19 protein-coding genes are annotated in these 25,845 nt (G+C 58.5%); 10 read left to right on the forward strand and 9 right to left on the reverse strand.

Annotated elements, in window-relative coordinates:
• Positions 1-4: 4 nt before the first annotated feature.
• Positions 5-2,389 (reverse strand): hypothetical protein, encoded by a 2,385-nt coding sequence (locus RMV17_RS02625; RefSeq protein WP_311885360.1) that lies wholly within the window; start codon positions 2,387-2,389, stop codon positions 5-7.
• A 54-nt stretch (positions 2,390-2,443) separates the two neighbouring features.
• Here RMV17_RS02625 and RMV17_RS02630 point away from each other — a divergent pair, with 54 nt between their 5' ends.
• The 4 genes from RMV17_RS02630 (at position 2,444) to RMV17_RS02645 (ending at position 12,042) form a co-directional block, all read left to right on the forward strand.
• Positions 2,444-4,756, forward strand: a complete 2,313-nt coding sequence (locus RMV17_RS02630; protein ID WP_311885362.1) for a YgiQ family radical SAM protein — start codon at positions 2,444-2,446, stop codon at positions 4,754-4,756.
• 545 nt (positions 4,757-5,301) lie between these two features.
• Positions 5,302-8,577, forward strand: coding sequence for a transglutaminase family protein (locus RMV17_RS02635; RefSeq protein ID WP_311885364.1), 3,276 nt, complete (start codon positions 5,302-5,304; stop codon positions 8,575-8,577).
• An 88-nt stretch (positions 8,578-8,665) separates the two neighbouring features.
• Positions 8,666-11,152 (forward strand): circularly permuted type 2 ATP-grasp protein, encoded by a 2,487-nt coding sequence (locus RMV17_RS02640; RefSeq protein WP_034151627.1) that lies wholly within the window; start codon positions 8,666-8,668, stop codon positions 11,150-11,152.
• Positions 11,152-12,042: a transglutaminase family protein gene (locus RMV17_RS02645; protein WP_311885367.1), complete on the forward strand. Its 891-nt coding sequence runs from the start codon at positions 11,152-11,154 to the stop codon at positions 12,040-12,042. Before RMV17_RS02640 ends, RMV17_RS02645 begins: the two co-directional genes overlap by 1 nt.
• Positions 12,043-12,159: 117 nt before the next feature.
• Here RMV17_RS02645 and RMV17_RS02650 read toward each other — a convergent pair whose 3' ends face one another.
• Positions 12,160-12,348 carry a hypothetical protein gene (locus RMV17_RS02650; RefSeq protein ID WP_034151625.1) on the reverse strand — a complete coding sequence of 63 codons (189 nt, stop codon included), beginning with the start codon at positions 12,346-12,348 and terminating at the stop codon, positions 12,160-12,162.
• A 67-nt stretch (positions 12,349-12,415) separates the two neighbouring features.
• Positions 12,416-13,003 carry a TIGR00730 family Rossman fold protein gene (locus RMV17_RS02655; protein WP_311885370.1) on the reverse strand — a complete coding sequence of 196 codons (588 nt, stop codon included), beginning with the start codon at positions 13,001-13,003 and terminating at the stop codon, positions 12,416-12,418.
• A gap of 340 nt (positions 13,004-13,343) precedes the next feature.
• Between RMV17_RS02655 and azu the strand changes: the two genes are divergently transcribed.
• A complete protein-coding gene (gene azu / locus RMV17_RS02660; RefSeq protein ID WP_095138131.1) occupies positions 13,344-13,787 on the forward strand; it encodes an azurin in 444 nt (147 codons plus the stop codon).
• Positions 13,788-13,959: 172 nt separating this feature from the next.
• Here azu and nadE read toward each other — a convergent pair whose 3' ends face one another.
• The 5 genes from nadE to RMV17_RS02685 all read right to left on the reverse strand — a co-directional run bounded on the left by nadE (position 13,960) and on the right by RMV17_RS02685 (position 18,183).
• Positions 13,960-14,787: an ammonia-dependent NAD(+) synthetase gene (gene nadE / locus RMV17_RS02665; RefSeq protein ID WP_212620505.1), complete on the reverse strand. Its 828-nt coding sequence runs from the start codon at positions 14,785-14,787 to the stop codon at positions 13,960-13,962.
• 4 nt (positions 14,788-14,791) lie between these two features.
• Entirely contained in the window at positions 14,792-16,015 is a 1,224-nt protein-coding gene (pncB, locus tag RMV17_RS02670) for a nicotinate phosphoribosyltransferase (RefSeq protein WP_311885376.1), read from the reverse strand.
• A gap of 50 nt (positions 16,016-16,065) precedes the next feature.
• The gene (locus tag RMV17_RS02675; RefSeq protein WP_038360419.1) at positions 16,066-16,320 is read right to left on the reverse strand and encodes a hypothetical protein; all 255 of its coding nucleotides are present in this window, start codon (positions 16,318-16,320) and stop codon (positions 16,066-16,068) included.
• Entirely contained in the window at positions 16,313-16,582 is a 270-nt protein-coding gene (locus tag RMV17_RS02680; RefSeq protein WP_311885380.1) for a hypothetical protein, read from the reverse strand. Before RMV17_RS02680 ends, RMV17_RS02675 begins: the two co-directional genes overlap by 8 nt.
• 134 nt (positions 16,583-16,716) lie before the next feature.
• Positions 16,717-18,183, reverse strand: coding sequence for an alanine/glycine:cation symporter family protein (locus RMV17_RS02685; RefSeq protein ID WP_311885382.1), 1,467 nt, complete (start codon positions 18,181-18,183; stop codon positions 16,717-16,719).
• 174 nt (positions 18,184-18,357) lie between these two features.
• Here RMV17_RS02685 and RMV17_RS02690 point away from each other — a divergent pair, with 174 nt between their 5' ends.
• Positions 18,358-19,167, forward strand: coding sequence for a helix-turn-helix transcriptional regulator (locus RMV17_RS02690; RefSeq protein WP_311985949.1), 810 nt, complete (start codon positions 18,358-18,360; stop codon positions 19,165-19,167).
• A 96-nt stretch (positions 19,168-19,263) separates the two neighbouring features.
• Here RMV17_RS02690 and RMV17_RS02695 read toward each other — a convergent pair whose 3' ends face one another.
• Positions 19,264-20,160 (reverse strand): LysR substrate-binding domain-containing protein, encoded by an 897-nt coding sequence (locus RMV17_RS02695; protein ID WP_311885386.1) that lies wholly within the window; start codon positions 20,158-20,160, stop codon positions 19,264-19,266.
• Positions 20,161-20,323: 163 nt separating this feature from the next.
• On the opposite strand from RMV17_RS02695, the gene RMV17_RS02700 reads away from it, so the two are divergent.
• The 4 genes from RMV17_RS02700 to RMV17_RS02715 all read left to right on the forward strand — a co-directional run bounded on the left by RMV17_RS02700 (position 20,324) and on the right by RMV17_RS02715 (position 25,845).
• Complete coding sequence (locus RMV17_RS02700; protein WP_095121854.1) at positions 20,324-21,814, forward strand: aldehyde dehydrogenase family protein; 1,491 nt, start codon at positions 20,324-20,326, stop codon at positions 21,812-21,814.
• A gap of 90 nt (positions 21,815-21,904) precedes the next feature.
• Positions 21,905-23,188 carry an FAD-binding oxidoreductase gene (locus RMV17_RS02705; protein WP_311885390.1) on the forward strand — a complete coding sequence of 428 codons (1,284 nt, stop codon included), beginning with the start codon at positions 21,905-21,907 and terminating at the stop codon, positions 23,186-23,188.
• Positions 23,189-23,556: 368 nt separating this feature from the next.
• On the forward strand, positions 23,557-24,690 hold the full coding sequence (locus tag RMV17_RS02710) for an ABC transporter substrate-binding protein (protein ID WP_064117213.1): 1,134 nt from the start codon (positions 23,557-23,559) through the stop codon (positions 24,688-24,690).
• 240 nt (positions 24,691-24,930) lie between these two features.
• Positions 24,931-25,845 carry an ABC transporter permease subunit gene (locus RMV17_RS02715; protein ID WP_008078282.1) on the forward strand — a complete coding sequence of 305 codons (915 nt, stop codon included), beginning with the start codon at positions 24,931-24,933 and terminating at the stop codon, positions 25,843-25,845.

The raw sequence follows: 25,845 nt of genomic DNA on the forward strand, positions 1-25,845 counted from the left end.
TGAGCTATTTCGCAATGGACTTTGACGCCAGGTCGAAGATTTGTTGCGCTGTTTTATGATCCAGATTGGGGCGCCATATGGGGATATGCGGGCGCCCGGCTTGCTCATCCCGGCGTTGGGACGAGATGCCCCTGCGGGCTTGCTCAAGGGTTTTCAGATGACCAAGGTCTTTGAACTTCGATGCAGGCGCGTCTATGTCCGGGTAGTGAAAATGGGCTTCCCATAAACGTTCACCCGTACGCTTGTCCCGCAGTGAATAGGTGTCCAGAAAATCTTTGTTCGCACCCCGGCCCAGCGGCTGGCGACTTTGGGTCTGTTTGACCAGCAGTTCATCGTGGTTGATCAGATGCACCACCCGGTCGGCGCTCAGGTAGCTCTTGTCCTTGTACAGCCGGATGCGGATGGCTTCGGCTTCGTGGCGCAATCGCTCGCTGTTTTGCGCGAGTCGCTGTACGACAGCGCCAACATCGATAGCGGACGGGTTCGGAGCCTGATTTATAGATAAAACGAGGTCATCGAGCACGATGGCTTTTGTGACCAGCTCATGGACGATGCCCGATGCGTTGTGTTTTGCCTTCTCATCGCGCCAGGCCCTGCGTAAATATTCATCGGACATTGCCAGGTGCTGCTCGGCTTCGGTGGTCAGCTTCGACAGGTTTTTTTCCTGGATGGCTACACGGCGGTGCCACTCGCCCTCTCGTCGCTCATATGTCTGCAGGATTTCGGTAGGGTCGTGTGGGTGCATGACATCCATCAACTCTTCGTCAGCGGCCCCCCGTCGCGGTCGGCCGATGCGGATCTTGTGAACGCCGTCATGTTTGCTGCGGAACATCCTGGTCGGCGTCGGCTCGGGCTGGTTTTCGCGCTGCGCCGGTATGAAGTCGAAGTCGATGTCCTGATCGGACGGGGGTAACAGTGGAACGCTTTCCAGAGCCAGGTGATATCCGGCCAGACGCTCTTCCAGCGTGCTCTCGAACGAGCTGATGGCATCGACGATCTCTTGCCGGGACGTGGTGTGGGCGGGAGGGAATTCAAGGTACTCAAAGGAGTTCCTGATCGAGGTGCATTGTTCCAGCAGATCGCTCAATACAGGAATGCGGGTCTCCCGCGGGATAGCGTCGACATCGAGAAAGGCGCGCGTCAGTTCTGAAAACGGCAGCGCAAGGAACACCGGCATGTTACTGCCCTGTTCGGCGGCCAGCACCCTACACTTTGAATACACCCAGTCGGCAGTGTCTCTGTGAATTTCCATAGGGTCGTAACCCCATTCGTCAAAATCATTTTGCGTGTATTGCGATTTTTGCAGTAATTCATCGGCAAGGATCTGACGCTTGCGCAAAAGGGCGAATTTGCCCTTCAGATATCCCGCGTTCGAACGATACTGTTCGACAGTGATCTGCGTCATATGCGGCATGTCTATGAGTTTGCGCTGATCGCCGGCCTGCATGATTCTGCAAAGTACTTCGAATCGCCTTAGCTGAATCTTGAACAGATCGGCCTCGTAATCACTGATGCCTTTATAGATCAGGAATGAGACCTGCTCCTTGAGGAAGAAATCGAGGCATTTTTCCACCGCGGCCAGATGTCGACGGTACTGCACCTCATATTTGACGATTGCCGTTCGCTCACCCTCTTGACCCTTCAATTCGTGCCAGGCGGTCTGCAACTGTCTGGCAAGCGCTCCCGTCTCATCCATCACTTTCGTATGGTCAGCCATTTCCCTGTTCAGGTCAGCGATGGTGCGAATGGGCAGCGTCTCCCCCGAGGCCAGCAGCGGCCGCCAGAGTTTGCTCTGCGGGTCAAGCCGCAGCACTGGGCCTGAAGGATTGCGCTCACTCGTCAGCGTGGCTCGATAGAGGCCCATGGCCGGATCAATCACCACCAGCACGGCGCGACCCTCCGGTACATCGACGTAACGGCGTCCATCGAGGATGCGCAAGCCTTGCGTGTCGGCAGCAGGCAGGCGGACGTCCTCGGGAATCCAGTATTCCTCCAGCGATCGTCGCGCAGGTGCCGGCACCAGGGGCGTGCCGGACGATGATCGGCTGCCCGTTGCGCGGGGTTGCATCTCGGTTCTGACCGGGTGGCCTGTTATTTCTCCTGGTCTGCTGGTGGATGAACCGGCGACCACGGATTGCGAACTGTTGGGCGTGCGTGGATTCGCGGTGGTCGACTGCGTGGCTCGTGTAGGGGTGTTGCTGGCAACGTTGCCTTTGGCAGGTAATTTGGGAGACATTTCTTCATCCTTGAAGGGTGTCGTATCAGCAGGGCAAGCTCTGGGCTGATGATTATCGGGTTTGATCAGATGTTTTCCGGCATCTGGCGCTTTGTCCGTCACGCCTGGCGCGGGCGCTGAGAGAAACCGACCACCGTCGTCGGAATTGGTCAAAATTTGTGCTATATTCCGCGCCCGCGATTTTTCACTTCAACACCGGTCGTCGACATGCAAGCAGCCAAGCCGTTATTTGACTATCCAAAATATTGGGCCGAATGTTTCGGGCCAGCGCCATTCCTGCCAATGAGCAGGGAGGAGATGGATCAGCTTGGCTGGGATTCGTGCGACATCATCATTGTTACCGGTGATGCCTACGTCGATCACCCGTCGTTCGGCATGGCGATCATTGGCCGGCTGCTGGAGTCGCAAGGCTTCCGCGTCGGGATCATTGCCCAGCCAAACTGGCAGTCCAAAGACGACTTCATGAAGCTCGGCGAGCCGAACCTGTTCTTCGGCGTCGCTGCGGGCAACATGGACTCGATGATCAACCGTTACACCGCGGACAAGAAAATCCGCTCCGACGACGCCTATACGCCGGGCGGCATGGCCGGCAAGCGTCCGGATCGCGCGAGCCTGGTTTACAGCCAGCGCTGCAAGGAAGCGTACAAGCATGTGCCGATCGTGCTCGGTGGCATCGAAGCTTCCCTGCGCCGCATCGCCCATTACGACTACTGGCAGGATCGCGTGCGTAACTCGATCCTGATCGACGCCAGCGCTGACATTCTGCTGTACGGCAACGCCGAACGCGCGATTGTCGAAGTCGCTCAGCGTCTGTCCTATGGTCACAAGATCGAAGACATCACTGACGTGCGCGGCACTGCGTTCATTCGTCGCGATACGCCGAAAGACTGGTACGAAGTCGACTCGACGCGTATCGACCGTCCGGGCAAGGTCGACAAGATCATCAACCCGTACGTGAACACTCAGGACACCCAGGCCTGCGCCATCGAGCAGGAAAAGGGGCCGGTCGAGGATCCGCAGGAAGCCAAGGTCGTACAGATCCTGGCCAGCCCGCGCATGACCCGTGACAAGACGGTCATTCGCCTGCCATCGGTTGAAAAAGTGCGTGGCGACGCCGTTCTGTATGCTCACGCCAACCGCGTGCTGCACCTCGAGACCAACCCGGGCAACGCCCGCGCGCTGGTGCAGAAGCATGGCGAAGTCGACGTCTGGTTCAACCCGCCGCCGATTCCGATGACCACCGAAGAAATGGACTACGTGTTCGGCATGCCTTACGCCCGTGTTCCGCACCCGGCGTATGGCAAGGAGAAGATTCCGGCCTACGACATGATCCGTTTCTCGGTGAACATCATGCGCGGCTGCTTCGGTGGCTGCACCTTCTGCTCGATCACCGAGCACGAAGGCCGGATCATCCAGAACCGCTCCGAAGAGTCGATCATTCGCGAAATCGAAGAGATCCGCGACAAGGTGCCGGGCTTCACCGGCGTCATTTCCGACCTCGGCGGCCCGACCGCGAACATGTACCGCATAGCCTGCAAAACCCCGGAAATCGAATCCGCGTGCCGCAAGCCGTCCTGCGTGTTCCCGGGCATCTGCCCGAACCTGAACACCGACCACTCGTCGCTGATTCAGCTGTACCGCAGCGCCCGTGCGTTGCCGGGTGTGAAGAAGATTCTGATTGCTTCCGGTCTGCGCTACGACCTCGCGGTCGAGTCGCCGGAGTACGTCAAAGAGCTGGTGACCCACCACGTCGGTGGTTACCTGAAGATCGCCCCGGAACACACCGAGGAAGGTCCGCTCAACCAGATGATGAAACCGGGCATTGGCAGCTATGACAAGTTCAAGCGCATGTTCGAGAAGTACACCAAGGAAGCGGGCAAAGAGCAGTACCTGATTCCGTACTTCATCGCCGCCCACCCGGGCACCACCGACGAAGACATGATGAACCTCGCGCTGTGGCTCAAGGGCAACGGCTTCCGCGCCGACCAGGTGCAGGCGTTCTACCCGTCGCCGATGGCCACCGCCACCGCGATGTACCACTCGGGCAAGAACCCGCTGCGCAAGGTCACCTACAAGAGCGACGGCGTGACCATCGTCAAGAGCGAAGAGCAGCGTCGTCTGCACAAGGCGTTCTTGCGTTATCACGACCCGAAAGGCTGGCCGATGCTGCGTGAAGCGCTGATCCGTATGGGCCGTGGTGATCTGATCGGTTCGGGCAAGGATCAACTGATCCCGACGCATCAGCCGGCGACCGACAGCTACCAGAGCGCCCGTCGCAAGAACTCGACGCCCGCCGGCAGCCACAAAGTGGCCAAGGAAGGCAAAGAGAAGACCACCAAGATCCTCACTCAGCACACCGGTTTGCCGCCGCGTGCCAGTGATGGTGGTAATCCTTGGGACAAGCGTGAGCAGGCCAAGGCAGCGGCGTTTGCCCGCAACCAGCAGGCGGCCAAGGAGCGCGAGGACGCCGCGAAAGGCAAAGGGCCGAAGCCGACCCGTAAGCCGGTGGTGCCGCGCTAAACATTGCTGAGTTGAACAGAACGCCAACCTTCGGGTTGGCGTTCTGCATTTCTGCCGTTGGATTTATGCAGGCCGCAAGATCCATCCCCCTCACCCCAACCCTCTCCCCCATGGGGGGCGAGGGGGAAGGGAGCCGATCGCTGTACTTTTCACAATCGAAGTTCGACTCAGGACTTTCAAGTCGGCGTATCTCCAACATCCAACGCGGTCAGTCCCCTCTCCCCCCGGGAGAGGGCTAGGGTGAGGGGCTCTTCGCAGCAGATCTCCATGCTTTTCAAACCTGAGTTCGACTCAAGACTTCCACGTCGGTGTATCTCCAACAGCCACTCGGTCAGTCCCCTCTCCCTCTGGGCGGTCCGACGTTTCGGGAGGGCTAGGGTGAGGGGCTCTTCGCAACATTTACGTGCAATCAGCCCAAACCATTTCCCCGCATTGCCCGATTTTGGTGCTGTACTGCCCTAAGCATTCCGGGAAAGCGCCCAGGCCTCTGTATGGCATAAGTCTTGCGCGCTTTCGAATACGCTTAGGCTCGCAGGAGGCACGCCGTGTCGATTCATGTCGCATTGCATCACGTCACGCATTACCGCTACGACCGCGCTGTCGAACTCGGCCCGCAGATCGTCCGTCTGCGCCCGGCTGCCCACAGCCGCACGCGGATTCTGTCGTATGCGCTGAAAGTCTCGCCCGAGCAGCATTTCATCAACTGGCAGCAAGACCCGCAGGGCAACTACCTCGCGCGCCTGGTGTTCCCCGAGAAAACCAATGAGTTGCGCATCGAGGTCGATCTGCTCGCCGAAATGGCCGTGTTCAATCCGTTCGACTTCTTCCTCGAACCCTACGCCGAGAAAATCCCTTTTTCCTACGCCGCCGATGAGCGCAAGGAGCTGGCACCGTACCTCGAAACCCTGCCGCTGACGCCGAAATTCAAAGCCTATCTGGACGCTATTGACCGAACGCCGCTGCCGGCGGTGGACTTTTTGGTGGCACTCAACCAGCGCCTGAGCGAAGACATCGGCTACCTGATTCGCATGGAGCCGGGCGTGCAGACGCCGGAACACACCCTCGAACACGCCTCCGGCTCTTGCCGCGACTCCGCGTGGTTGCTGGTGCAATTGCTGCGTAACCTCGGATTAGCCGCACGATTTGTCTCCGGCTACCTGATTCAATTGACCGCTGACGTGAAAAGCCTCGATGGCCCGTCCGGCACTGAAGTCGACTTCACCGATCTGCACGCCTGGTGCGAGGTGTATTTGCCGGGGGCTGGCTGGATCGGTCTCGATGCGACTTCCGGGTTGTTTGCCGGTGAAGGGCATATCCCGTTGGCCTGTAGTCCCGATCCGTCCTCGGCGGCACCGATCAGTGGCTTGGTCGAGCCGTGCGAATGCGTGTTCAGCCACGAAATGTCGGTGGAACGGATCTGGGAGGCGCCGCGCGTCACCAAGCCTTACTCCGATGAACAGTGGCTGGCGATTCAGGCACTGGGCCGGCAGATCGATGCCGACCTGCTGGCGGATGACGTGCGCCTGACCATGGGCGGCGAGCCGACCTTCGTCTCAATCGATGATCCGGATGGTGCCGAGTGGAACACCGCCGCGTTGGGTGCGGATAAACGTAGGCTTTCCGCCGAACTGTTCCAGCGCATGCGTAAACACTACGCGCCGAAAGGCCTGGTGCATTTTGGCCAGGGCAAGTGGTATCCCGGCGAGCAACTGCCGCGCTGGTCGCTCAATTGCTATTGGCGCGGTGACGGCGTGCCGATCTGGCACAACGATGCTTTGATCGCCGACGAGCAGCAGGATTACGGCGTCGATGGCGAATTGGCCGGGCGCTTCCTCGCCAGTGTCGCCGAGCGCCTGAAATTGCCTACGCGTTTTGTCTTCCCGGCCTACGAGGACAATTTCTATTACCTCTGGCGCGAGGGCACGTTGCCGAGCAATGTCAGCGCCGAAGATTCACGTCTTGAGGAACCTCTTGAGCGCGCACGCCTGCGCAAGGTCTTCAGTCAGGGGTTGAACAAGGTGATCGGCCAGGTGCTGCCGCTGGCGCGCACGGCCAAGGGCGACCAATGGCAGAGCGGGCGCTGGTATCTGCGTGACGAACATTGCCGACTGGTGCCGGGGGATTCGCCGCTGGGCTATCGCCTGCCACTGGGTTCGCAGCCGTGGGTGAAAGCCGCCGAATATCCGTTTATTCATCCACAGGATCCGAATCAGGACTTCCCTGATCTGCCGGAAACGGCGCAGCTCAACAGCCCGGGTGAAGCGGCGACGGCGGACGAACGCGTGCCGAAAATCGACGAATCCGCCGACTGGCTGACCCGCACCGCATTCTGCGCTGAGGCCCGCGAAGGGTGTTTGTACTTGTTCATGCCGCCGCTGGAGCGGGTCGAGGATTATCTGGAGCTGGTGGCCGCCATCGAAGCCACCGCCGAAGAGCTGCATTGCCCGGTGTTGCTGGAAGGCTACGAGCCGCCGAGCGATCCACGTCTGAGCAATTTCCGCATCACCCCGGACCCGGGTGTGATCGAGGTCAACGTGCAGCCGTCGGCAACATGGGACGAGTTGGTCGAACGCACCGAGTTTCTTTATGAAGAGGCGCGCCAGACTCGGCTGACCACCGAGAAATTCATGATCGATGGCCGTCACACCGGCACCGGCGGCGGCAACCATTTCGTGCTCGGTGGTGCGACGCCGGCGGATTCACCGTTTCTGCGTCGCCCCGATCTGCTGCGCAGCCTGATCAGCTACTGGCATAACCATCCATCGTTGTCGTATCTGTTTTCCGGACTGTTCATCGGCCCGACGTCGCAGGCGCCGCGTGTCGACGAGGCGCGCAATGACGCGCTGTACGAACTGGAAATCGCTTTCGCGCAGATGCCCGAACCGGGCGAGGAATGCGCGCCATGGCTGGTTGACCGACTGCTGCGCAACCTGCTGATCGACGTCACTGGCAATACGCACCGTGCCGAGTTCTGCATCGACAAACTGTACTCGCCGGACGGCGCCACCGGGCGTCTTGGCTTGCTGGAATTGCGCGCCTTTGAAATGCCGCCGCACGCGCGCATGAGCCTGGCTCAACAGCTGTTGCTGCGGGCGCTGGTCGCACGTTTCTGGCGCGAACCTTATGCGCCGCCGAAACTGGCACGCTGGGGCACTGAACTGCACGATCGCTTCCTGTTGCCGCACTTTATCGAGCAGGATTTCGCTGACGTCATCGTCGAACTCAACAACGCCGGTTATCCGCTGCGCGCGGAATGGTTTGCCGCGCACCTGGAATTTCGTTTTCCAAAAGTCGGCGATTACGCCGTCAACGGCATCGAACTGGAGCTGCGTCAGGCGCTGGAGCCATGGCATGTTCTGGGCGAGGAGGGCGCGGCAGGCGGCACAGTGCGTTACGTCGATTCATCGCTGGAGCGCTTGCAGGTCAAACTCAAAGGCCTGCCGCCGCAGCGTTATCTGTTGACCTGTAATGGCATCGCCGTGCCGTTGCATCCGACCGGGCGGGTTGGCGAGTTCGTTGCCGGGGTGCGTTATCGCGCGTGGCAACCGGCTAACTGCTTGCAACCGACAATACCCGTGCACGCGCCGCTGGTGTTCGACCTGCTCGACACCTGGATGGGGCGTTCGCTGGGCGGTTGTCAGTACCATGTCGCCCATCCGGGCGGGCGCAATTACGAGACGTTGCCAGTCAACGCCAACGAAGCCGAGAGCCGGCGTATGGCACGGTTCTTCCGCGTCGGACACACGCCGGGGAAACTTCCTGTACCGAACGTGGAAATCAGTGACGAGCTACCGATGACAATCGATTTACGACGTTTCTAGATCGCACGCGACATGCGGATTTTTCGTATATCCGCATGTCATGTGCCTGCGTTAGTCTGACCGTTCCTTGCTGTCTGCCGAGCTTTCCATGCCTGACCTGCTAGACCGCTACCCGCTTACGGCGGGCACTTATCACGAACTGCTCGACGGCAGTGGCGCGGTGCGTCCGCACTGGCGGCGGCTGTTCGATCAGTTGCAACGCAGCACGCCGGCGCAACTGGTGCAGCGGCAGGCATTGCTGGCGCGGCAGATTCAGGAAAACGGCGTCACGTATAACGTCTATGCCGACCCGAAAGGCGCGGATCGGCCATGGGAGCTGGATCTGTTGCCGCATGTGATTGCGGCGGATGAATGGCAGCAATTGTCGGCAGGCATCGCTCAGCGCGCGCGACTGCTCAACGCTGTGTTGGCAGATTTGTACGGGCCGCAGCGGTTGATCAGTGAAGGTTTGCTGCCGGCAGAGCTGGTCTTTGGTCACAACAATTTTCTCTGGCCTTGTCAGGGCATTGCACCGCCGGAGGACGCGTACCTGCATCTGTACGCTGTGGATCTGGCGCGTACCCCGGATGGGCGCTGGTGGGTGACGGCCGATCGTACACAGGCGCCGTCCGGCGCCGGTTATGCGCTGGAAAATCGCACCATCGTGTCGCGCGCCTTTCCCGAGTTGTACCGGGATTTGAAGGTGCAGCATCTGGCCGGTTTTTTCCGTACGCTGCAGGAAACCATGGCCCGTCAGGCCCCTTGCGATGACGACGCACCGCTGGTGGTACTGCTCACGCCGGGGCGCTTCAACGAAAGCTATTTCGAACATTTGTATCTGGCTCGTCAGCTCGGTTACCCACTGGTCGAGGGCGGTGATCTGACGGTGCGCGACGCCACGGTCTACCTGAAAACCCTCAGCGGTCTGCGCCGGGTGCACGCGATCATGCGCCGGCTCGACGACGATTTCTGCGACCCATTGGAGTTGCGCACGGACTCGGCGCTTGGCGTTCCCGGGCTGCTTGAGGCGGTACGCCAAGGACGAGTGCTGGTTGCCAATGCGTTGGGCAGCGGGGTGTTGGAGTCACCGGGGTTACTGGGCTTTCTGCCGAAGATCAATCAATACCTGTTTGGCGAAGAACTGATTTTGCCGTCGATCGCGACGTGGTGGTGCGGTGAGGCGCCGGTGTTGGCCCAAGCCCTGGAAAAACTTCCCGAACTGCTGATCAAACCGGCGTTTCCTTCGCAGAGCTTCGCACCGGTCTTTGGCCGTGATTTGAGTGAAAAACAGCGTCAGGCGCTTGCCGAGCGCATGCAGGCGCGTCCTTATGCCTATGTGGCGCAAGAGTTGGCTCAATTGTCCCACGCGCCGATCTGGCAGGCTGAAAACGGTCAACTGCAACCACGGGCGATCGGCATGCGCATGTACGCCGTGGCCAGTGGTGAGGGTTATCGCGTGCTGCCCGGTGGTTTGACCCGGGTGGCCGCCGAGGCTGACGCCGAAGTGGTATCAATGCAGCGCGGTGGCGCCAGCAAGGACACTTGGGTGCTCGGTGATCGCCCGCCAAGCGGCGAACAATGGAAAACCCAGCGCAATGTCGGTGTGCATGACCTCGTCCGGCGCGATCCGTATCTGCCTTCGCGAGTGGTGGAAAACCTGTTCTGGTTCGGCCGTTACTGTGAACGCTGTGACGACAGTGCGCGACTGCTGCGGATCATGCTCGCACGCTATGTCGATGGTGATGACCCGCAAGCGTTGCAGGCGGCGGTCGACCTCGGTGAGCGGCTGACGCTGCTGCCGGATGAAGGTGAACTCCCTGAGCGCCTGTTGGCGGCGCTGCTGGGTGAGGACTGGTCGTTCAGCCTGCGTTCCAACCTGCAGCGTTTGCAGTGGGCGGCCTCGCAGGTGCGCGGCAAGCTCTCGCGGGAGAACTGGCAAGCGCTGGTGGAGCTGCAGCGCGAAGCGATGGAACTGGACACCGACGAACCCGACTTCGGCGAACTGCTGGATTTTCTCAACCGGTTGGTGATGTCGCTGGCGGCGTTGTCCGGGTTTGCCCTCGACGACATGACCCGTGACGAAGGCTGGCGCTTTCTCATGATCGGCCGGCGTATCGAACGTCTGCAATTTCTCAGCAGCAGCCTCGCGGCGTTTCTGCGTGGTGCAGCTGCGTTCGATCAAGCGGGACTGGAGTGGCTGCTGGAACTGGGCAACAGCAGCATCACTTATCGATCCCGTTATCTGGCGGTGGCGCAGTTGATTCCAGTGCTCGACCTGTTGCTGCTCGATGAACAAAACCCGCATGCGGTGTTGTTCCAGCTAAAACTCGTCACACGCACCTTGAAGCGTTTGAACGATGATTTCGGTGTGCCACGGGAAGCGGGGCTGCCGCAGCTGGTCGAGTGTCTTGCGCGTTTTGATCTGGGTTGCCTGGAGAACCCATTGTTCGGGGAGTCCAGCGTCCGCGCCGCGCTCAATGGCCTTGCCGATCTGCTGCAAGAAATTGCCGATGCCAGCGGCCAGGTTTCGGATCGACTGGCGCTGCGCCATTTCGCCCATGTCGATGACGTCAGCCAACGCACGGTGTCTGTCTGATGAATGCTCGATACCAGATCTTCCACGACACCTGTTACCACTACGACAGCCCGGTGTCCCTGGCGCAGCAACTGGCGCACTTGTGGCCGCGAAAATGCGAATGGCAGCGCTGCACCGAGCAGCAATTGCTCATCAGCCCGGACCCGACAGCGCGGCGCGATGAGCTGGATGTGTTTGGTAATCCGTTGACCCGACTGGCCTTTGAACGGCCGCATGACGAATTGCAGGTCAATGCACAACTCACCGTTGAAGTACTGGCGCGGCCGGTGCTGGACTTCAAGCAGTCACCCGCTTGGGAACTGACCCGCGATGCGCTGACTTACAGCAGTCAGCCGTTGTCCGCTGAGTTGCTCGAAGCCTGTCGCTACCGGTTTCAGTCACCGTACGTGCATTTGAAACGCAGCTTTGTCGAGTTTTCGCAAAGCTGTTTTCCGGCGGGACGCCCGTTGCTGTTGGGTGTGCAGGATTTGATGGAGAAGATTTTCAGCGAGTTCACCTTCGATGCCGAAGCGACCCAGGTGGCGACACCGTTGGTGGAGGTGCTGGAGCGGCGACGCGGGGTTTGTCAGGACTTCGCGCATTTGATGCTGGCGTGCGTGCGTTCGCGAGGATTGGCGGCGCGTTATGTCAGTGGTTATTTGCTGACTCAGCCGCCACCGGGGCAGCCACGCTTGATCGGCGCTGATGCGTCGCATGCCTGGATTTCAGTGTTTTGTCCGGTGCTGGGCTGGGTGGATTTTGATCCGACCAACAATGTGCAACCGGCGCTGGAACACATCACGTTGGCGTGGGGGCGGGATTTTTCCGATGTGTCGCCGTTGCGCGGGGTGATTCTCGGCGGTGGCAATCACGACCCGGAAGTGCGCGTTACCGTAATGCCCCTGGATTAGCGATGATCAAAGATGTGGGAGCACTTGGGAGGGGGAGGGCTGTGAGGGCCGGCGGTGAAACCGCCAGCCCCGTCACAAATCCGCAGGGTCTGATTCGATGATCAAACCCGGTGGGGCTCAGGCGTCGGGCGCCTGATCTTTCGGTGCTTCGGTTGCATCAACATCATCTTCCGGTGCCACTTCACCCTCAGGGTTCAGTGCTGCTTCTTCAGCGGTTTGTTTCTTGCGCTGAAGCTTTTCCTCTTTCTTCTGTTCCTTTGCCAGGTCTCGTTGACGTTTGGCGAAGGAGTAATTGGGTTTGGCCATGGGCGTTCCTCTTGGTCGAAGGTGAGGTTGAGCGGCGCGTATTCTGCCCTGTATCGGTGCCCGGTGGTTAGCCGGGTTTTTGGTCAACCCATTTGGGCGTGACGGTCGGCTTCCAGTTGTCCAGGGTGTCGAGCAGCGTTTGCGGCGATTCGCTCACTTGCAGCATGTCACGGTGTGGCGCGCGAACGAAGCCTTCGCCGACGATATGGTCAAGAAAAGCGGTGAGTTTGCTGTAGAAACCGTTCACTTCCAGCAGGCCCAGCGGCTTGCCGTGGTAACCGAGCTGGCCCCAGGTCCAGACTTCGAACAGCTCTTCCAGCGTGCCGAGGCCGCCGGGCAGGGCGATGAAGGCGTCGCTCAGCTCAGCCATGCGCGCCTTGCGCGCGTGCATGCCGTCGACCACTTCCAGGCGTGTCAGGCTTTTGTGGCCGATTTCCTTGTCCATCAGGCTCTGCGGAATGATGCCGATCACTTCACCGCCAGCGGCCAGCGCGGCGTCGGCGACAATTCCCATCAAACCTACAGCGCCACCGCCGTAGACCAGGGTCAGCTTACGTTCGGCCAAGGCCCGGCCAAGGGCAATGGCGGCTTCGGTGTAAGCCGGGTCAGTGCCGGCGTTGGCACCACAAAATACACACACGGATTTCAGAGACATGCCTTCCTCCTGGGTCAATCCGTCACAGGGTAATGGCTGGCACGCCGTGATCCAAGGGCTAAACTTCGCGTTCCGGTGATTCAAAGGTACCGCTGGCGCCACAGGCGTAGGCGGCGAGCAAACTGCACAACAGACCGTTAAAGAACATGACAGGCACTCCGTCTCAGTAGATGCGCCGATCATAGGGCCGTCCGGGGAATCTGGCCGTTAGATTGTGTCGATGAGTGTCATAGCCTGAAAGTTGTATACAATTTTTGACTCAAGTCATAGGAACTTGCGAAGATTTCAGGCAGTCTTTCCACCATTCGTGTTTTTGTTAACCCTGCCTTGGAGATTCACCATGTTTTCCAAAGTTGTTGCGGTATCCCTGCTGGCGCTGGCCAGCAGCCAATTGATGGCTGCCGAGTGCAAAACCACCGTTGACTCCACCGATCAGATGTCCTTCAACACCAAGGAAATCGTGATCGACAAGAGCTGCAAGACCTTCACCGTCGAACTGACCCACTCCGGCAACCTGCCGAAGAACGTCATGGGCCATAACCTGGTGATCAGCAAAGAAGCTGACATGCAGCCGATCGCTACCGCTGGCCTGGCCGCCGGTATCGACAAGAACTACCTGCCGGAAGGTGACGCGCGCATCATCGCTCACACCAAGATCATCGGCGCCAAGGAAACCGATTCGCTGACCTTTGACGTAGCGAAGATTGCTGATGGCGGCTACGGCTTCTTCTGCTCGTTCCCGGGCCACATCTCGATGATGAAAGGCACGATTACCGTCAAGTAATCGGGACCACCGCGTTATCGTTCTTCGCGAGCAGGCTCGCTCCCACAGGTTAGCGCCGTCAATGTGGGAGCGAGCCTGCTCGCGAAGGGGCCATCCGCATCAATGAATGCAATGGCCAAAGAAAAGCCCGCTGAGGAGCGCTCCTCAGCGGGCTTTTTCATTCCATCCGCGCTTACGGCGCAAACGGCATCACGCGCTTGTGATGGGTCTTGTTGTAGGTCGCGACGATGATGTCGAACGCTTCCTGTCGCACCGGCTCGCCATGCAGGAACGCATCAATCTCGGCATATGTTACGCCGTGGGATGCTTCGTCCGGTTTGCCCGGCGACAGGTCTTCCAGATCCGCCGTCGGGACTTTCTCGACCAGCGACTCCGGCGCACCAAAGCTGCGTGCAATCGCCCGCACCTGATTCTTCACCAGACCACTGAGCGGTGCGAGATCACAAGCGCCGTCACCGAACTTGGTGAAGAAGCCCATCACCGCTTCCGCCGCATGATCGGTACCGATCACCAGACCGTGCGCCGCGCCGGCGATGGTGTACTGAGCAACCATGCGCATCCGCGCCTTGGTGTTGCCAAGGACGAAATCCACCGACACCGCGTGCTTGCCTTCAAACGCCGCGACTTCACTGGCCAGCGACTTCACTGCCGGGCCGATGTTGACCGTGTGGCGCTCGTCCGGCGCGATGAAGTCCACCGAAGCCTGGGCGTCGTGCTCGTCGAACTGGGTTTCGTACGGCAGGCGCACGGCGATGAACTTATAGCTGTTGTCGCCGGTCTGGTCGCGCAGCTCACGCATCGCACGCTGGGCCAACAGGCCGGCAGTCAGCGAATCCACGCCACCGCTGATGCCGAGCACCAGCGTCTTGAGCCCGGAATTGACCAGGCAATCCTGAATAAAGGTAATGCGCCGGGCGACTTCGGCCTGCAGAGCCTTGTAGTCGGCGAACGGCGGTTGCACCTTGAGCTGTTCAGCAATCTCACGCTGTACGGCTTGCATGAATTCACTCCTTGCTAGATAGACTGGAATCGGCAGGAACCTGGAACACGTGTCGCAAATAGGCGACGAAATTCGGGTCTTTGCAGTGGGACTTGCCTGGCTCGTCGGAGATCTTCGCCACCGGTTGGCCGTTGCAGGCAGTCATTTTAAGCACGATGCTCATCGGTTCGACACCCGGAATGTCACAGGTGAGGTTGGTGCCGATGCCAAAGCTGACGTTGATCCGACCGTGCAGCGCGCGGAAGATCTCCAGCGACCTGGGCAGGGTCAGGCTGTCGGAGAACACCAGGGTCTTGCTCATCGGGTCAATGCCGAGCTTGTGATAGTGAGCGATGCATTTTTCGCCCCACACCACAGGATCGCCGGAGTCGTGGCGCAGGCCGTCGAACAGCTTGGCGAAGAACAGGTCGAAATCGCCGAGGAAGGCATCGGTTGTAATGCAGTCGGTGAGCGCGATCCCCAGCAGGCCACGGTATTCGCGGACCCAGCAATCGAGCGCGGCGATCTGGCTGTCGATCAGCCGTGGGCCGAGTTGCTGGTGGGCCATGATCCATTCATGGGCCATGGTGCCCAGCGGTTTCATGTCCAGTTCTCGCGACAGATGCACGTTACTGGTGCCGACAAAACGTCCCGGGAAGTCGTGTTTGAGCACATTCACCACTTCGGCCTGTACGCCGTACGAAAAGCGGCGGCGGGTGCCGAAATCGGCGACCTGCAGTTGCGACAACTCATCGGCCGAGGCATTGGCGGTCAGCCAGTCGAACTTGCGATAGAGCTGCTCGCGCGCTTGTTCGAGCACGGTTTCGCGGTAGCGATAGCGATTGCGCACTTCGCTGACGATCGCCAGCAACGGCACTTCGTAGAGAATCACATGCAGCCACGGCCCGCGCAGACGGATGAACAGCTCGCCGTTCTCGATGCCGGTGTGCAGATAACGCAGGTTGAAGCGGAACAATCCGAGGAAACGCAGGAAATCCGGCTTTAGGAAGCTGATGCGCTCGAGAAAACTCAGTTGATCGGCGCTCAGGCTCAGTTCCGCCAGACGCTCGATCTGAAAGCGGATCTCGGCCAGATAGGGGCGCAGATCCTCGCTGTTACGGCAACGGAACTCCCATTCGACTTCGACGTTGGGGTAGTTGTGCAGCACCGCCTGCATCATCGTCAGTTTGTAGAAGTCGGTGTCGAGCAGGTTCTGCACGATGCGATCGGCAAACACACTCTCGCTCATAACGGGGTCTCCAGGTGCGCCGCGCTGTGGCGCGGTCTCAAACAATGGCGCTAGTGGCGCATATCAGCGGTGGGGATTGCCAGTGCTTTTTTGATTTCAGGTGAAAGATCCGCTGAGGCCATACACCTTAGCCCGCAAAAATTGTTCATTTTCGGTTGTACCTCAAGTGCGGCGTGAAGCACTTGTTCAAGACAGTCCCAGCTCTTTATATACTCGGCGAGCAGAGAGTGTCTTGGTATCAGTTTGGTTTCAACTGCTTTAATCATGGCAGCTCTTATCATTTCGTTGGTTGCAATTTTATACATGGATGAAACGTCCTTTGAAGGAGATCTGTTCCAGCGTATCAACACCATCCTGAAGTAATACATAGGCAGGGAGTATTAGTCGATAGAAGTCAGAGTCGTTGGTCCCTTTAATAGTGACTGAGGTGAACGTCTCCAGGAGACTGGCGGCGGCGCGGATTCTGAAGCAGGCGTCTTCAAATAACTGATCAGGTGCGGCGTGCGAGTCTATAAAGAAGGTGGGAATGTTAGTTGCGTTTGCTTTGAGCGGATGAAATCGATTCATGGGGTAAGGTCCTTCAGATTGTTTTAGACGTGACACATCGAGGAATCTAATATTGTTTTAGTTCGAAGGTTGGGTTTATTGGTTTGCCTTCTGCAGAGCCATTACTTGGTGTAATGACTCTGCATCTGTTCTATCTAAGCCTGAGCAATCTGTTTGCTGATTCCCGGGGAGTCAGAGGACTCACTAAGTTTCATTGTGCTTGAGCGGCACGCTAGCGGTGGCCACGCCAGAGGATCAAGATCCAGATCAGGAAATAATTTTGAATCGAAAATGGGTGTCTCGACTCCGGCGCGGCGTTGGTCATCGTAATCACGCAAGATGCGCAGGCATATCTTGAAAAGCAAGGCCATCGTTATCAGGTTGACGAGTGCCAGTAACGTCATGGTGATATCTGCAAAAGCCAACACAGTGGAAAGATCTTCAATCGATCCCCAGAATACTAGAGTCAACACTAGCGCACGATAGAGCATCAGCACCTTACGAGGTTCGTCAAACATGAAGCGCAAACTGTTTTCTCCCAAGTAGTAGTTGTAAAGCATCGCCGTGAATACAAACAACGCAAGCACCACGCTGATAAACATCCGCCCCCAATCTCCTACAACGGCTGCCAGCGAGTTTTGTGCCAGAGCGATCCCGTCACCTTCAAGGCCCTGAGTGTAGAAACCGGACAGCAAAATCATTAGTGCAGTGCATGTGCAGATCACGAACGTATCGATGAAAACACTGAGTGCTTGTACGACGCCCTGTGCAACCGGATGACTGACCTTCGCTACTGACGCAACGTTGGGAGCGCTACCTAGTCCTGCTTCGTTGGAAAATACCCCGCGTCTGACACCCATGATAATTGCACTTCCAATCAAACCACCAAGCGCCTGATCCAGACCGAGTGCGCTTTTGATAATGGTCACTAGCATTGTCGGAACTTGATCGAACTGCAGAATTAACACGTAGCCCGTTACGCCGATATAGGCGAGGACCTTGATAGGAACCAAAAGGTCGGCTACTGCTGCTATGCGCTTTATCCCGCCGATGAGGACGACGCCCAGCATCAAGGAAAGTGCGAGTCCTGACCACATGGGGGGCAGACCAAACGCATCCTTTAGCGAGTGAGATACTGCATGGGACTCGAGTCCATTGATTGCAAAGCCGAAGGTCACCAGCATTAATACAGCCGCTATTATCCCGAGCCAGCGTTTGCCCAGACCGTGCTGGATGTACCAACACGGACCCCCTCGATAGAGACCGTTTTCGTCGTTGCGTTTGTAGAGCTGGCCCAGCGTGCATTCGAAGAGGCTGCTTGACATACCCAAAAGTGCGGTCATCCACATCCAGAATACGGCGCCTGGCCCACCCATGCTGACGGCAATCCCGACCCCGACGATATTGCCGGTACCCACGCGTCCGGCAAGACTGAGTGTGAGCGCCTGAAATGAACTCAATTGATGGCTGCCTGCGCGCCAACTTCCGTGTAAAACACCGAACATGTGGCCGAAATATCTAATTTGGACAAATCCCGATCGGATAGTGAAATAGCTTCCCAATCCAAGAACTAAAGGTATTAATACCTTGCCCGACAAAAAATCGTTGATGACGTCTAGCATTCAAAGCTCCTTGCTATATAGAGTGCTGGCGAATTAATGGTGTCGTCAGTCCTGAAGGCTTTCAGGTGGCGTAATATCCAGCCATATTTCATTCGGCGCAATTTCGCAAGTTGCTTAAAAGTGATGCGAGTTGCTGCTATGGTTGCCTCTTCTTGATTTTTGTTGGGCTACTGTATGTGTGAGTTTCTTTCGGCAAACTTGAGACTGCTGTGCAGTCACTACCGATCTGTCGCGGAGGTTTGTAGGAAAGTTCGCATTAATCGTGGGCAATTCAATAAGTATCTTTGTGGGAAAAGCGTCCCCACACCTTTTAATCTCAAACGAATCTGCGACTTCTTTGGTGTGGAGGAGTTTGAGATTGGACTTCCAACGGAGCAATTCATCAGCCTGATTTGTGTGAAAGCCCGTAAGAATCAAGCCTTGGGCGAGGTAACTGCGCCACAGATAATGCATGAGCATCTGCGTCTGAAGTCTTCAGCGGAACTGAAAGCCCACATCGGTTATTACTACGAGTATTACCACGCAATGACTGACCCCGGCTCCATTCTGTGTTCGCTCGTCCATGTGCGGGGGGAGGGGGATGACGTCGTCTACGAGAGAAACGAGCGCTTACAGATAGCCGGGGCGGGGGAAGATTTTGAACGGTATCAATATCTGGGTGTTGCTTATTACCTGCGTGATCGCTTGTTTTTCATCGATTATGAGTCGCTTACCTCCAACGAAATCAGCCAGACCATTCTCATCCCAAGTTTTAAAAGCTGTATTACACGGCTCAATGGTTTGAAAATAGGGGTTTCAGCGGCTGATCATCGTGCTCCTGCATGCTCAAGGGTTGTCTGGGAATATCTGGGGCAGGAAATCAATCGCGTCGATGCCTATCGACGCGTTCGGTTGTACAAGCCTTATGATTGCGCTATCGATGACGATCTGCGCGCGCGTCTGGCTCAGACTCAGGTTGTTGAGGGCCTGTTTGTTATCGCCTGACAGAACCCATAGCAGGCTGCGATCTCTTGATGTTGGCTTGTTAAGATCAAAAGATCGCAGCCTCGTTGCACTCGACAACTCCTACAGGGCGATCGGTCAGGGATTGTCGATCTGTTCGAGCATCCACTTCACAAAGTCCCGTACCTTGGGCACTTCCGCCGCATGCTCGGGGTATGCCAGGTAGTAGGCATCGGTGCTGGGCATGGCATGCTCAAAGGGAATGACCAGTTTGCCGTCGGCCAATTCCTCTTCCACCAGAAACCGTGGCAATAAGGCCACACCGCAACCGACCTGCGCGGCACGAATGCACATATAAAAGGTTTCGAAGCGCGGACCATGGTAGCTGTGTTCGGTCTGGTAACCCTGACTGTCGAACCAGTCGTGCCATGCCTGTGGGCGCGAGGCATTTTGCAGCAGGACCAGATCGGTGAGTTGCGTCGGATCAGTGAACGGGGTGTCCGGCAGGCTGCCCGGCGCACACACCGGCACCAACTCTTCGCCGAACAACTTCAGGCATTCAGTGCCGGGCCGTGAGCCCTGGCCGAAATAGAAGGCCAGATCGCTGCGCCCTTGCAGCAAATCATCTGCTTCCTGTTCGTTGCACAAGTCCAGGTGGATCGATGGATGGCGCAGACGCCAGCCTTTCAGGCGCGGCACCAGCCAGCGTGCGCCGAAGGTCGATGGCGTAGACACGCGCAGGACTTCTGTTTCGCCGCCGTAGGAACGCAGGTAATGCGTCGACATTTCCACTTGGGTGAGGATTTTTCTTACTTCAACCAAGTACAAATCCCCAGCCGGGGTCATCTGCAAGCGCCGCCGCACCCGGCGGAACAACAAGTGCTGCAACAACTCTTCAAGCTGCGCGACCTGCTTGCTGACCGCGCTCTGGGTCAGGTTCAGTTCTTCGGCGGCGCGGGTGAAACTCAGGTGCCGGGTCACGGCCTCGAAACACTGCAGGGCGGTGATCGACGGCAAGTGGCGTTTGTTCAGCATGGCTGATCCTTTTCTTGTCTTTCTATGCCCAGCATGAATAAACGGAATGATATCTCGCGTAAAGGTCGTTTGTTGCCTCGCCATTGTGACGCTACAACTAAAGGCCTGCCCGGTCGCGAAAAAGCGTCCGCACACATTCAGTTTTTTGCTTGAGGAGTGACCCATGGTTGCCGCATTGCTTGATCGTCTAGGTGTGAACCCGGCCCTTTACCAGAACGGCAAAGTGCCGGTGCATTCGCCGATCGACGGCAGCCGCATCGCCGCCGTCAACTGGGAAGGCCCAGCCGAAGTCGAGCAACACATCAGTCGCGCAGATCATGCGTTCGAGCAGTGGCGCAAGGTGCCGGCCCCGCGTCGCGGCGAACTGGTGCGTCAATTCGGTGAAGTGCTGCGCGAATACAAGGCTGATCTTGGCGAGCTGGTTTCCTGGGAGGCCGGCAAGATCACTCAGGAAGGCTTGGGTGAAGTGCAGGAGATGATCGACATCTGCGATTTCGCCGTCGGCCTGTCCCGCCAGCTGTACGGTTTGACCATTGCCTCCGAGCGTCCGGGCCACCACATGCGCGAAACCTGGCATCCGCTGGGCGTGGTCGGGGTGATCAGCGCGTTCAACTTCCCGGTCGCGGTGTGGGCGTGGAACACCACGCTGGCGCTGGTTTGCGGTAACCCGGTGGTGTGGAAACCGTCGGAGAAAACTCCGCTGACGGCACTGGCCTGTCAGGCACTGTTCGACCGCGTGGTGAAGAACTTCACCGATGCCCCGGCGAACCTTTGCCAAGTGATTATTGGTGGCCGCGATGCCGGCGAAGCGTTGGTCGATGACCCGCGTGTCGCGCTGATCAGTGCCACTGGCAGCACGCGCATGGGCCGCGAAGTGGCGCCGAAAGTCGCCGCGCGTTTCGCCCGCAGCATTCTGGAACTGGGCGGTAACAACGCGATGATCCTCGGCCCAAGCGCCGATCTCGACATGGCGGTACGTGCAATTCTATTCAGCGCGGTCGGCACTGCCGGGCAGCGTTGTACCACCCTGCGTCGACTGATTGCCCATGAGTCGGTGAAGGAAGAAATCGTTACTCGCCTCAAAGCTGCGTACTCGAAAGTGCGCATCGGCAATCCGCTGGAAGGCAATCTGGTCGGGCCATTGATCGACAAGCACAGCTTCGAAAACATGCAGGACGCACTGGAGCAGGCGTTGAGCGAGGGCGGTCGGGTGTTTGGCGGCAAGCGTCAGCTCGAAGATCAATTCCCCAACGCCTATTACGTCTCGCCGGCCATCGTTGAAATGCCGGAGCAAAGTGATGTGGTTTGCAGCGAAACCTTCGCGCCGATTCTCTACGTGGTCGGTTACAACGATTTCCAGGAAGCGCTGCGCCTGAACAACGCTGTGCCACAAGGCCTGTCGTCGTGCATCTTCACCACCGATGTTCGCGAAGCCGAGCAGTTCATGTCGGCGGTCGGCAGCGACTGCGGCATCGCCAACGTCAACATCGGCCCGAGCGGTGCCGAGATTGGCGGCGCGTTTGGTGGCGAGAAAGAAACCGGTGGTGGTCGTGAGTCCGGCTCGGACGCATGGCGCGCCTATATGCGTCGCCAGACCAACACCGTGAACTACTCGCTGGAGTTGCCGCTGGCGCAGGGCATCACCTTCGATTAAGCAGCGGCAAGCTCCAAGCCCCAAGCTACAAGCAGATCGGCTTGCTGCTTGTAGCTTGAAGCTTGCAGCTGCTCCGACAGGAGCTTGGCAATGCCGTTACGTGAAGAATGTCTGTGGGAAAAACTCACGCCGCACAGGCCGGATAACACCGCGCTCAAGGGCGAAGTCAAAGTCGATGTCTGCGTGATCGGCGCCGGGTTCACCGGGCTGTCGGCGGCGCTGCATCTGTTGGAAACAGGCAAAAGCGTCTGCGTGCTGGAAGCTCATCGCGCGGGCCATGGCGGTTCCGGGCGCAACGTCGGACTGGTCAATGCCGGCATGTGGATCCCGCCGGACGAGATCGAAGCCGGTTTCGGCGAAGCGGTTGGCAGTCAGCTCAACCGCATGCTCGGGGCCGCGCCGGCACTGGTGTTCAGCCTTGTCGACAAGTACAACATCGATTGCCAGTTGCGCCGCGAAGGCACGCTGCACATGGCGCACAACGCCAAGGGCGGGGCGGATCTGCGCAGCCGTGAACAACAATGGAAGCGCCGTGGTGCGCCGGTCGAATTGCTCACCGGCAAGGCCTGCGAGCAAGCCACCGGCACGCAAAAGATCGCCGCCGCGTTGCTCGACCGTCGCGCCGGCACGCTCAACCCGATGGCTTACGTTACCGGGCTGGCCAATGCAGTGATCACTCTCGGCGGGCAAATGTTCGATCATTCGCCGGTCACTCGCCTCGAGCGTCAGGGCGCGAAGTGGTCGGTGCAGACTGAGCACGGTTCAGTACTGGCCGAGCAAGTGGTCATTGCCTCCAACGCCTACACCGAAGGCGACTGGACCGAACTCAAGCGCAACTTTTTCCCCGGTTACTACTATCAGGTCGCTTCGGTGCCGTTGACCGAAGACGCCGCGCAGGAAATCCTCCCGGGCGGGCAGGGCTCGTGGGATACACGCCAAGTATTGAGCAGCATCCGCCGCGACAAAGAGGGGCGGTTATTGCTCGGTAGCCTGGGCAACGGTAATCAGAAACCGACGTGGTTTCTCAAGGCCTGGGCCGACCGCGTGCAGCAGCATTACTTCCCCAATCTGAAACCTGTCGAGTGGGAATGCACCTGGACCGGGCGCATCGCTTTCACGCCTGATCACCTCATGCGCCTGTTCGAACCGGCACCGGGTCTGGTGGCCGTCACCGGTTACAACGGCCGTGGCGTCACTACTGGCACCGTAGTCGGCAAAGCCTTCGCCGACTATTTGTGTCACGGCAATCCGCAAGCCCTGCCAATTCCCTTCGCACCGATGCAGCCCCTGGCTGGCGTGGGCTTGCGCAGTTGCCTGTACGAGGCCGGGTTCTCGCTGTATCACGCGGGCCAGTGCCTGCGCATTGTGATTTGAGTGTTGAAATATGTTGCCGGAAGCGGCGCTTTTCGATGCAGCGACTAGCCTGTAATGGTGCGGGTTGTAGCAGTCCCGCACCAGCAGTGTGCAGTTCGGTGACGCGGGCTGTTACAGGCTGGTTGCACGTCGTTTGGCGCCGCGGTTGCAATGATGGCGCGCGCGGGTTGCGCCCGAAAAAATAAATGGTTTCACCTTCCGCGGTTTAGACGGTTGCACGCCCAATGAAAATGGGAACGAAACAGTCGAAATAACAAGAAAGCAGCGACTTTTTGAAGAATAAAAAACCGATGGCACGGCCCTTGCTCAGAGCATTCAGTGAAGTGAAGTCGCAGTGCCAACTAAAAAAAACCTTGGAGCACCACCTCATGTCCCAGACGTTTTACAAGAAAGGCTTTCTGGCCCTCGCAGTGGCTACTGCGTTGGGTGTTTCTGCGTTTGCTCAAGCTGATGTGAAAATCGGTGTAGCGGGTCCAATGACTGGCGCCAACGCGGCATTTGGCGAGCAGTACATGAAGGGTGCACAGGCAGCGGCTGATGCCGTCAACGCGGCAGGCGGCGTCAACGGGGAGAAAATCGTACTGGTCAAGGGCGATGACGCCTGCGAACCGAAGCAGGCCGTGACGGTCGCCAAGGACCTGGTCAACCAGAAAGTCGCTGGCGTGGTCGGTCACTTCTGCTCTTCTTCGACCATTCCAGCCTCGGAAATCTACGACGAAGCCGGTGTGATCGCGATCACTCCGGGTTCCACCAACCCGCAAGTAACCGAGCGCGGCCTCAGCGCCATGTTCCGTATGTGCGGGCGTGACGACCAGCAAGGCATCGTCGCCGGCGACTACATTGTCGACGTGCTCAAGGGCAAAAAGGTTGCCGTGCTGCACGACAAGGACACCTACGGCCAAGGCCTGGCGGATGCCACCAAGGCTCAGCTTGAAAAGCGTGGCGTGAAGCCAGTGCTGTACGAAGGCCTGACCCGTGGCGAGAAAGACTTCAGCGCCGTGGTCACCAAGATCCGCGCGGCTGGCGCCGATGTCGTCTACTTCGGCGGTCTGCACCCGGAAGCCGGTCCACTGGTCAAACAACTGCGTACCGAAGGCCTGAAAGACGTGAAGTTCATGTCTGACGACGGCATCGTCACCGACGAACTGGTGACCACCGCTGGCGGCCCGCAATACGTCGACGGCGTGCTGATGACCTTCGGCGCCGACCCGCGTCTGCTGCCGGAAAGTAAAACCGTCGTCGATGCATTCCGCAAGGCCGGCACCGAACCAGAAGGCTACACCCTGTACGCCTACGCTTCGGTTCAGACCCTGGCCGCAGCCTTCAATGGCGCCAAGTCCAACAGTGGCGAGAAAGCCGCCGAGTGGCTGAAAGCCAATCCGGTGAAAACCGTCATGGGCGAGAAAGCCTGGGACAAGAAAGGCGACCTGAAAGTCTCCGACTACGTGGTGTACCAGTGGGACGCGACTGGCAAATATCACCAGCTGGAAAAACAGAAGTAAGGGCTGACGCGATCAGCTGATCCCCACCAGTCACTGTGGGAGCGGGCTTGCCCGCGATGGCGTCAAGTCAGTCGACACACAGGTTGACTGATGTACCGCTATCGCTGGCAAGCCAGCTCCCACAGGGTTTGGGGTGATCGGGTCAATCGCGCTCTGACATTGCTCCGACGTAAATCTGTATTTTTCCTAGAAGAGCCGCACATCACAGGTGTGCAGGTTCTCACTGCGTGAGATTGCGTTATGGATGGTATTTTCCTGCAGCAACTGGTCAACGGCCTGACCCTCGGGTCGGTCTATGGCCTGATCGCCATCGGCTACACAATGGTCTACGGCATCATCGGCATGATCAACTTCGCCCACGGCGAGGTTTACATGATTTCTGCTTACCTGGCGGCAATCAGTCTGGCTCTGCTGGCGTACTTCGGTATCGAATCCTTCCCGCTGCTGATGCTCGGCACACTGATCTTCACCATCGTCGTCACGGCGGTGTATGGCTGGGTCATTGAGCGAGTCGCTTACAAACCCCTGCGCAACTCCACCCGACTGGCACCGCTGATCAGCGCCATCGGGATTTCCCTGATCCTGCAAAACTATGCCCAGATCAGCCAGGGCGCCCGCCAACAGGGTGTTCCGACACTGCTCACCGGCGCCTGGCGCGTCGACATCGGTACCGGCTTCGTCCAGCTCACCTACACCAAGATCTTCATCCTGGTGGCCGCATTCGTCGGCATGGGGCTGCTGACCTACGTGATCAAGTACACCAAGCTCGGCCGCATGTGCCGCGCCACTCAGCAAGACCGCAAGATGGCTTCGATCCTGGGGATCAACACCGACCGTGTTATCTCTTACGTGTTCATCATCGGTGCAGCCATGGCGGCGTTGGCCGGCGTACTGATCACCATGAACTACGGCACGTTCGACTTCTACGCAGGCTTCGTCATCGGCATTAAAGCGTTCACTGCCGCGGTACTCGGCGGGATCGGTTCGCTGCCGGGCGCGATGCTGGGCGGGATCATTCTCGGCATCTCCGAGTCGCTGTTCTCCGGTCTGGTCAACTCCGACTACAAAGACGTGTTCAGCTTCTCGCTGCTCGTACTTGTTCTGGTCTTCCGGCCGCAGGGCCTGTTGGGCCGTCCTCTTGTGTCGAAGGTGTAA

This window comes from Pseudomonas sp. VD-NE ins, from assembly GCF_031882575.1.
Lineage (GTDB): Bacteria > Pseudomonadota > Gammaproteobacteria > Pseudomonadales > Pseudomonadaceae > Aquipseudomonas > Aquipseudomonas fluorescens_BZ.

Bases quoted from the DNA above. Each gene is read 5' to 3' on its own strand.
- RMV17_RS02630 (WP_311885362.1), top strand. From the start codon at position 2,444: ATGCAAGCAGCCAAGCCGTTATTTGACTATCCAAAATATTGGGCCGAA.
- RMV17_RS02640 (WP_034151627.1), top strand. From the start codon at position 8,666: ATGCCTGACCTGCTAGACCGCTACCCGCTTACGGCGGGCACTTATCAC.
- RMV17_RS02645 (WP_311885367.1), top strand. From the start codon at position 11,152: ATGAATGCTCGATACCAGATCTTCCACGACACCTGTTACCACTACGAC.
- RMV17_RS02650 (WP_034151625.1), bottom strand. From the start codon at position 12,348: ATGGCCAAACCCAATTACTCCTTCGCCAAACGTCAACGAGACCTGGCA.
- RMV17_RS02655 (WP_311885370.1), bottom strand. From the start codon at position 13,003: ATGTCTCTGAAATCCGTGTGTGTATTTTGTGGTGCCAACGCCGGCACT.
- azu (WP_095138131.1), top strand. From the start codon at position 13,344: ATGTTTTCCAAAGTTGTTGCGGTATCCCTGCTGGCGCTGGCCAGCAGC.
- nadE (WP_212620505.1), bottom strand. From the start codon at position 14,787: ATGCAAGCCGTACAGCGTGAGATTGCTGAACAGCTCAAGGTGCAACCG.
- pncB (WP_311885376.1), bottom strand. From the start codon at position 16,015: ATGAGCGAGAGTGTGTTTGCCGATCGCATCGTGCAGAACCTGCTCGAC.
- RMV17_RS02675 (WP_038360419.1), bottom strand. From the start codon at position 16,320: ATGTATAAAATTGCAACCAACGAAATGATAAGAGCTGCCATGATTAAA.
- RMV17_RS02680 (WP_311885380.1), bottom strand. From the start codon at position 16,582: ATGAATCGATTTCATCCGCTCAAAGCAAACGCAACTAACATTCCCACC.
- RMV17_RS02685 (WP_311885382.1), bottom strand. From the start codon at position 18,183: ATGCTAGACGTCATCAACGATTTTTTGTCGGGCAAGGTATTAATACCT.
- RMV17_RS02690 (WP_311985949.1), top strand. From the start codon at position 18,358: ATGTGTGAGTTTCTTTCGGCAAACTTGAGACTGCTGTGCAGTCACTAC.
- RMV17_RS02695 (WP_311885386.1), bottom strand. From the start codon at position 20,160: ATGCTGAACAAACGCCACTTGCCGTCGATCACCGCCCTGCAGTGTTTC.
- RMV17_RS02700 (WP_095121854.1), top strand. From the start codon at position 20,324: ATGGTTGCCGCATTGCTTGATCGTCTAGGTGTGAACCCGGCCCTTTAC.
- RMV17_RS02705 (WP_311885390.1), top strand. From the start codon at position 21,905: ATGCCGTTACGTGAAGAATGTCTGTGGGAAAAACTCACGCCGCACAGG.
- RMV17_RS02710 (WP_064117213.1), top strand. From the start codon at position 23,557: ATGTCCCAGACGTTTTACAAGAAAGGCTTTCTGGCCCTCGCAGTGGCT.
- RMV17_RS02715 (WP_008078282.1), top strand. From the start codon at position 24,931: ATGGATGGTATTTTCCTGCAGCAACTGGTCAACGGCCTGACCCTCGGG.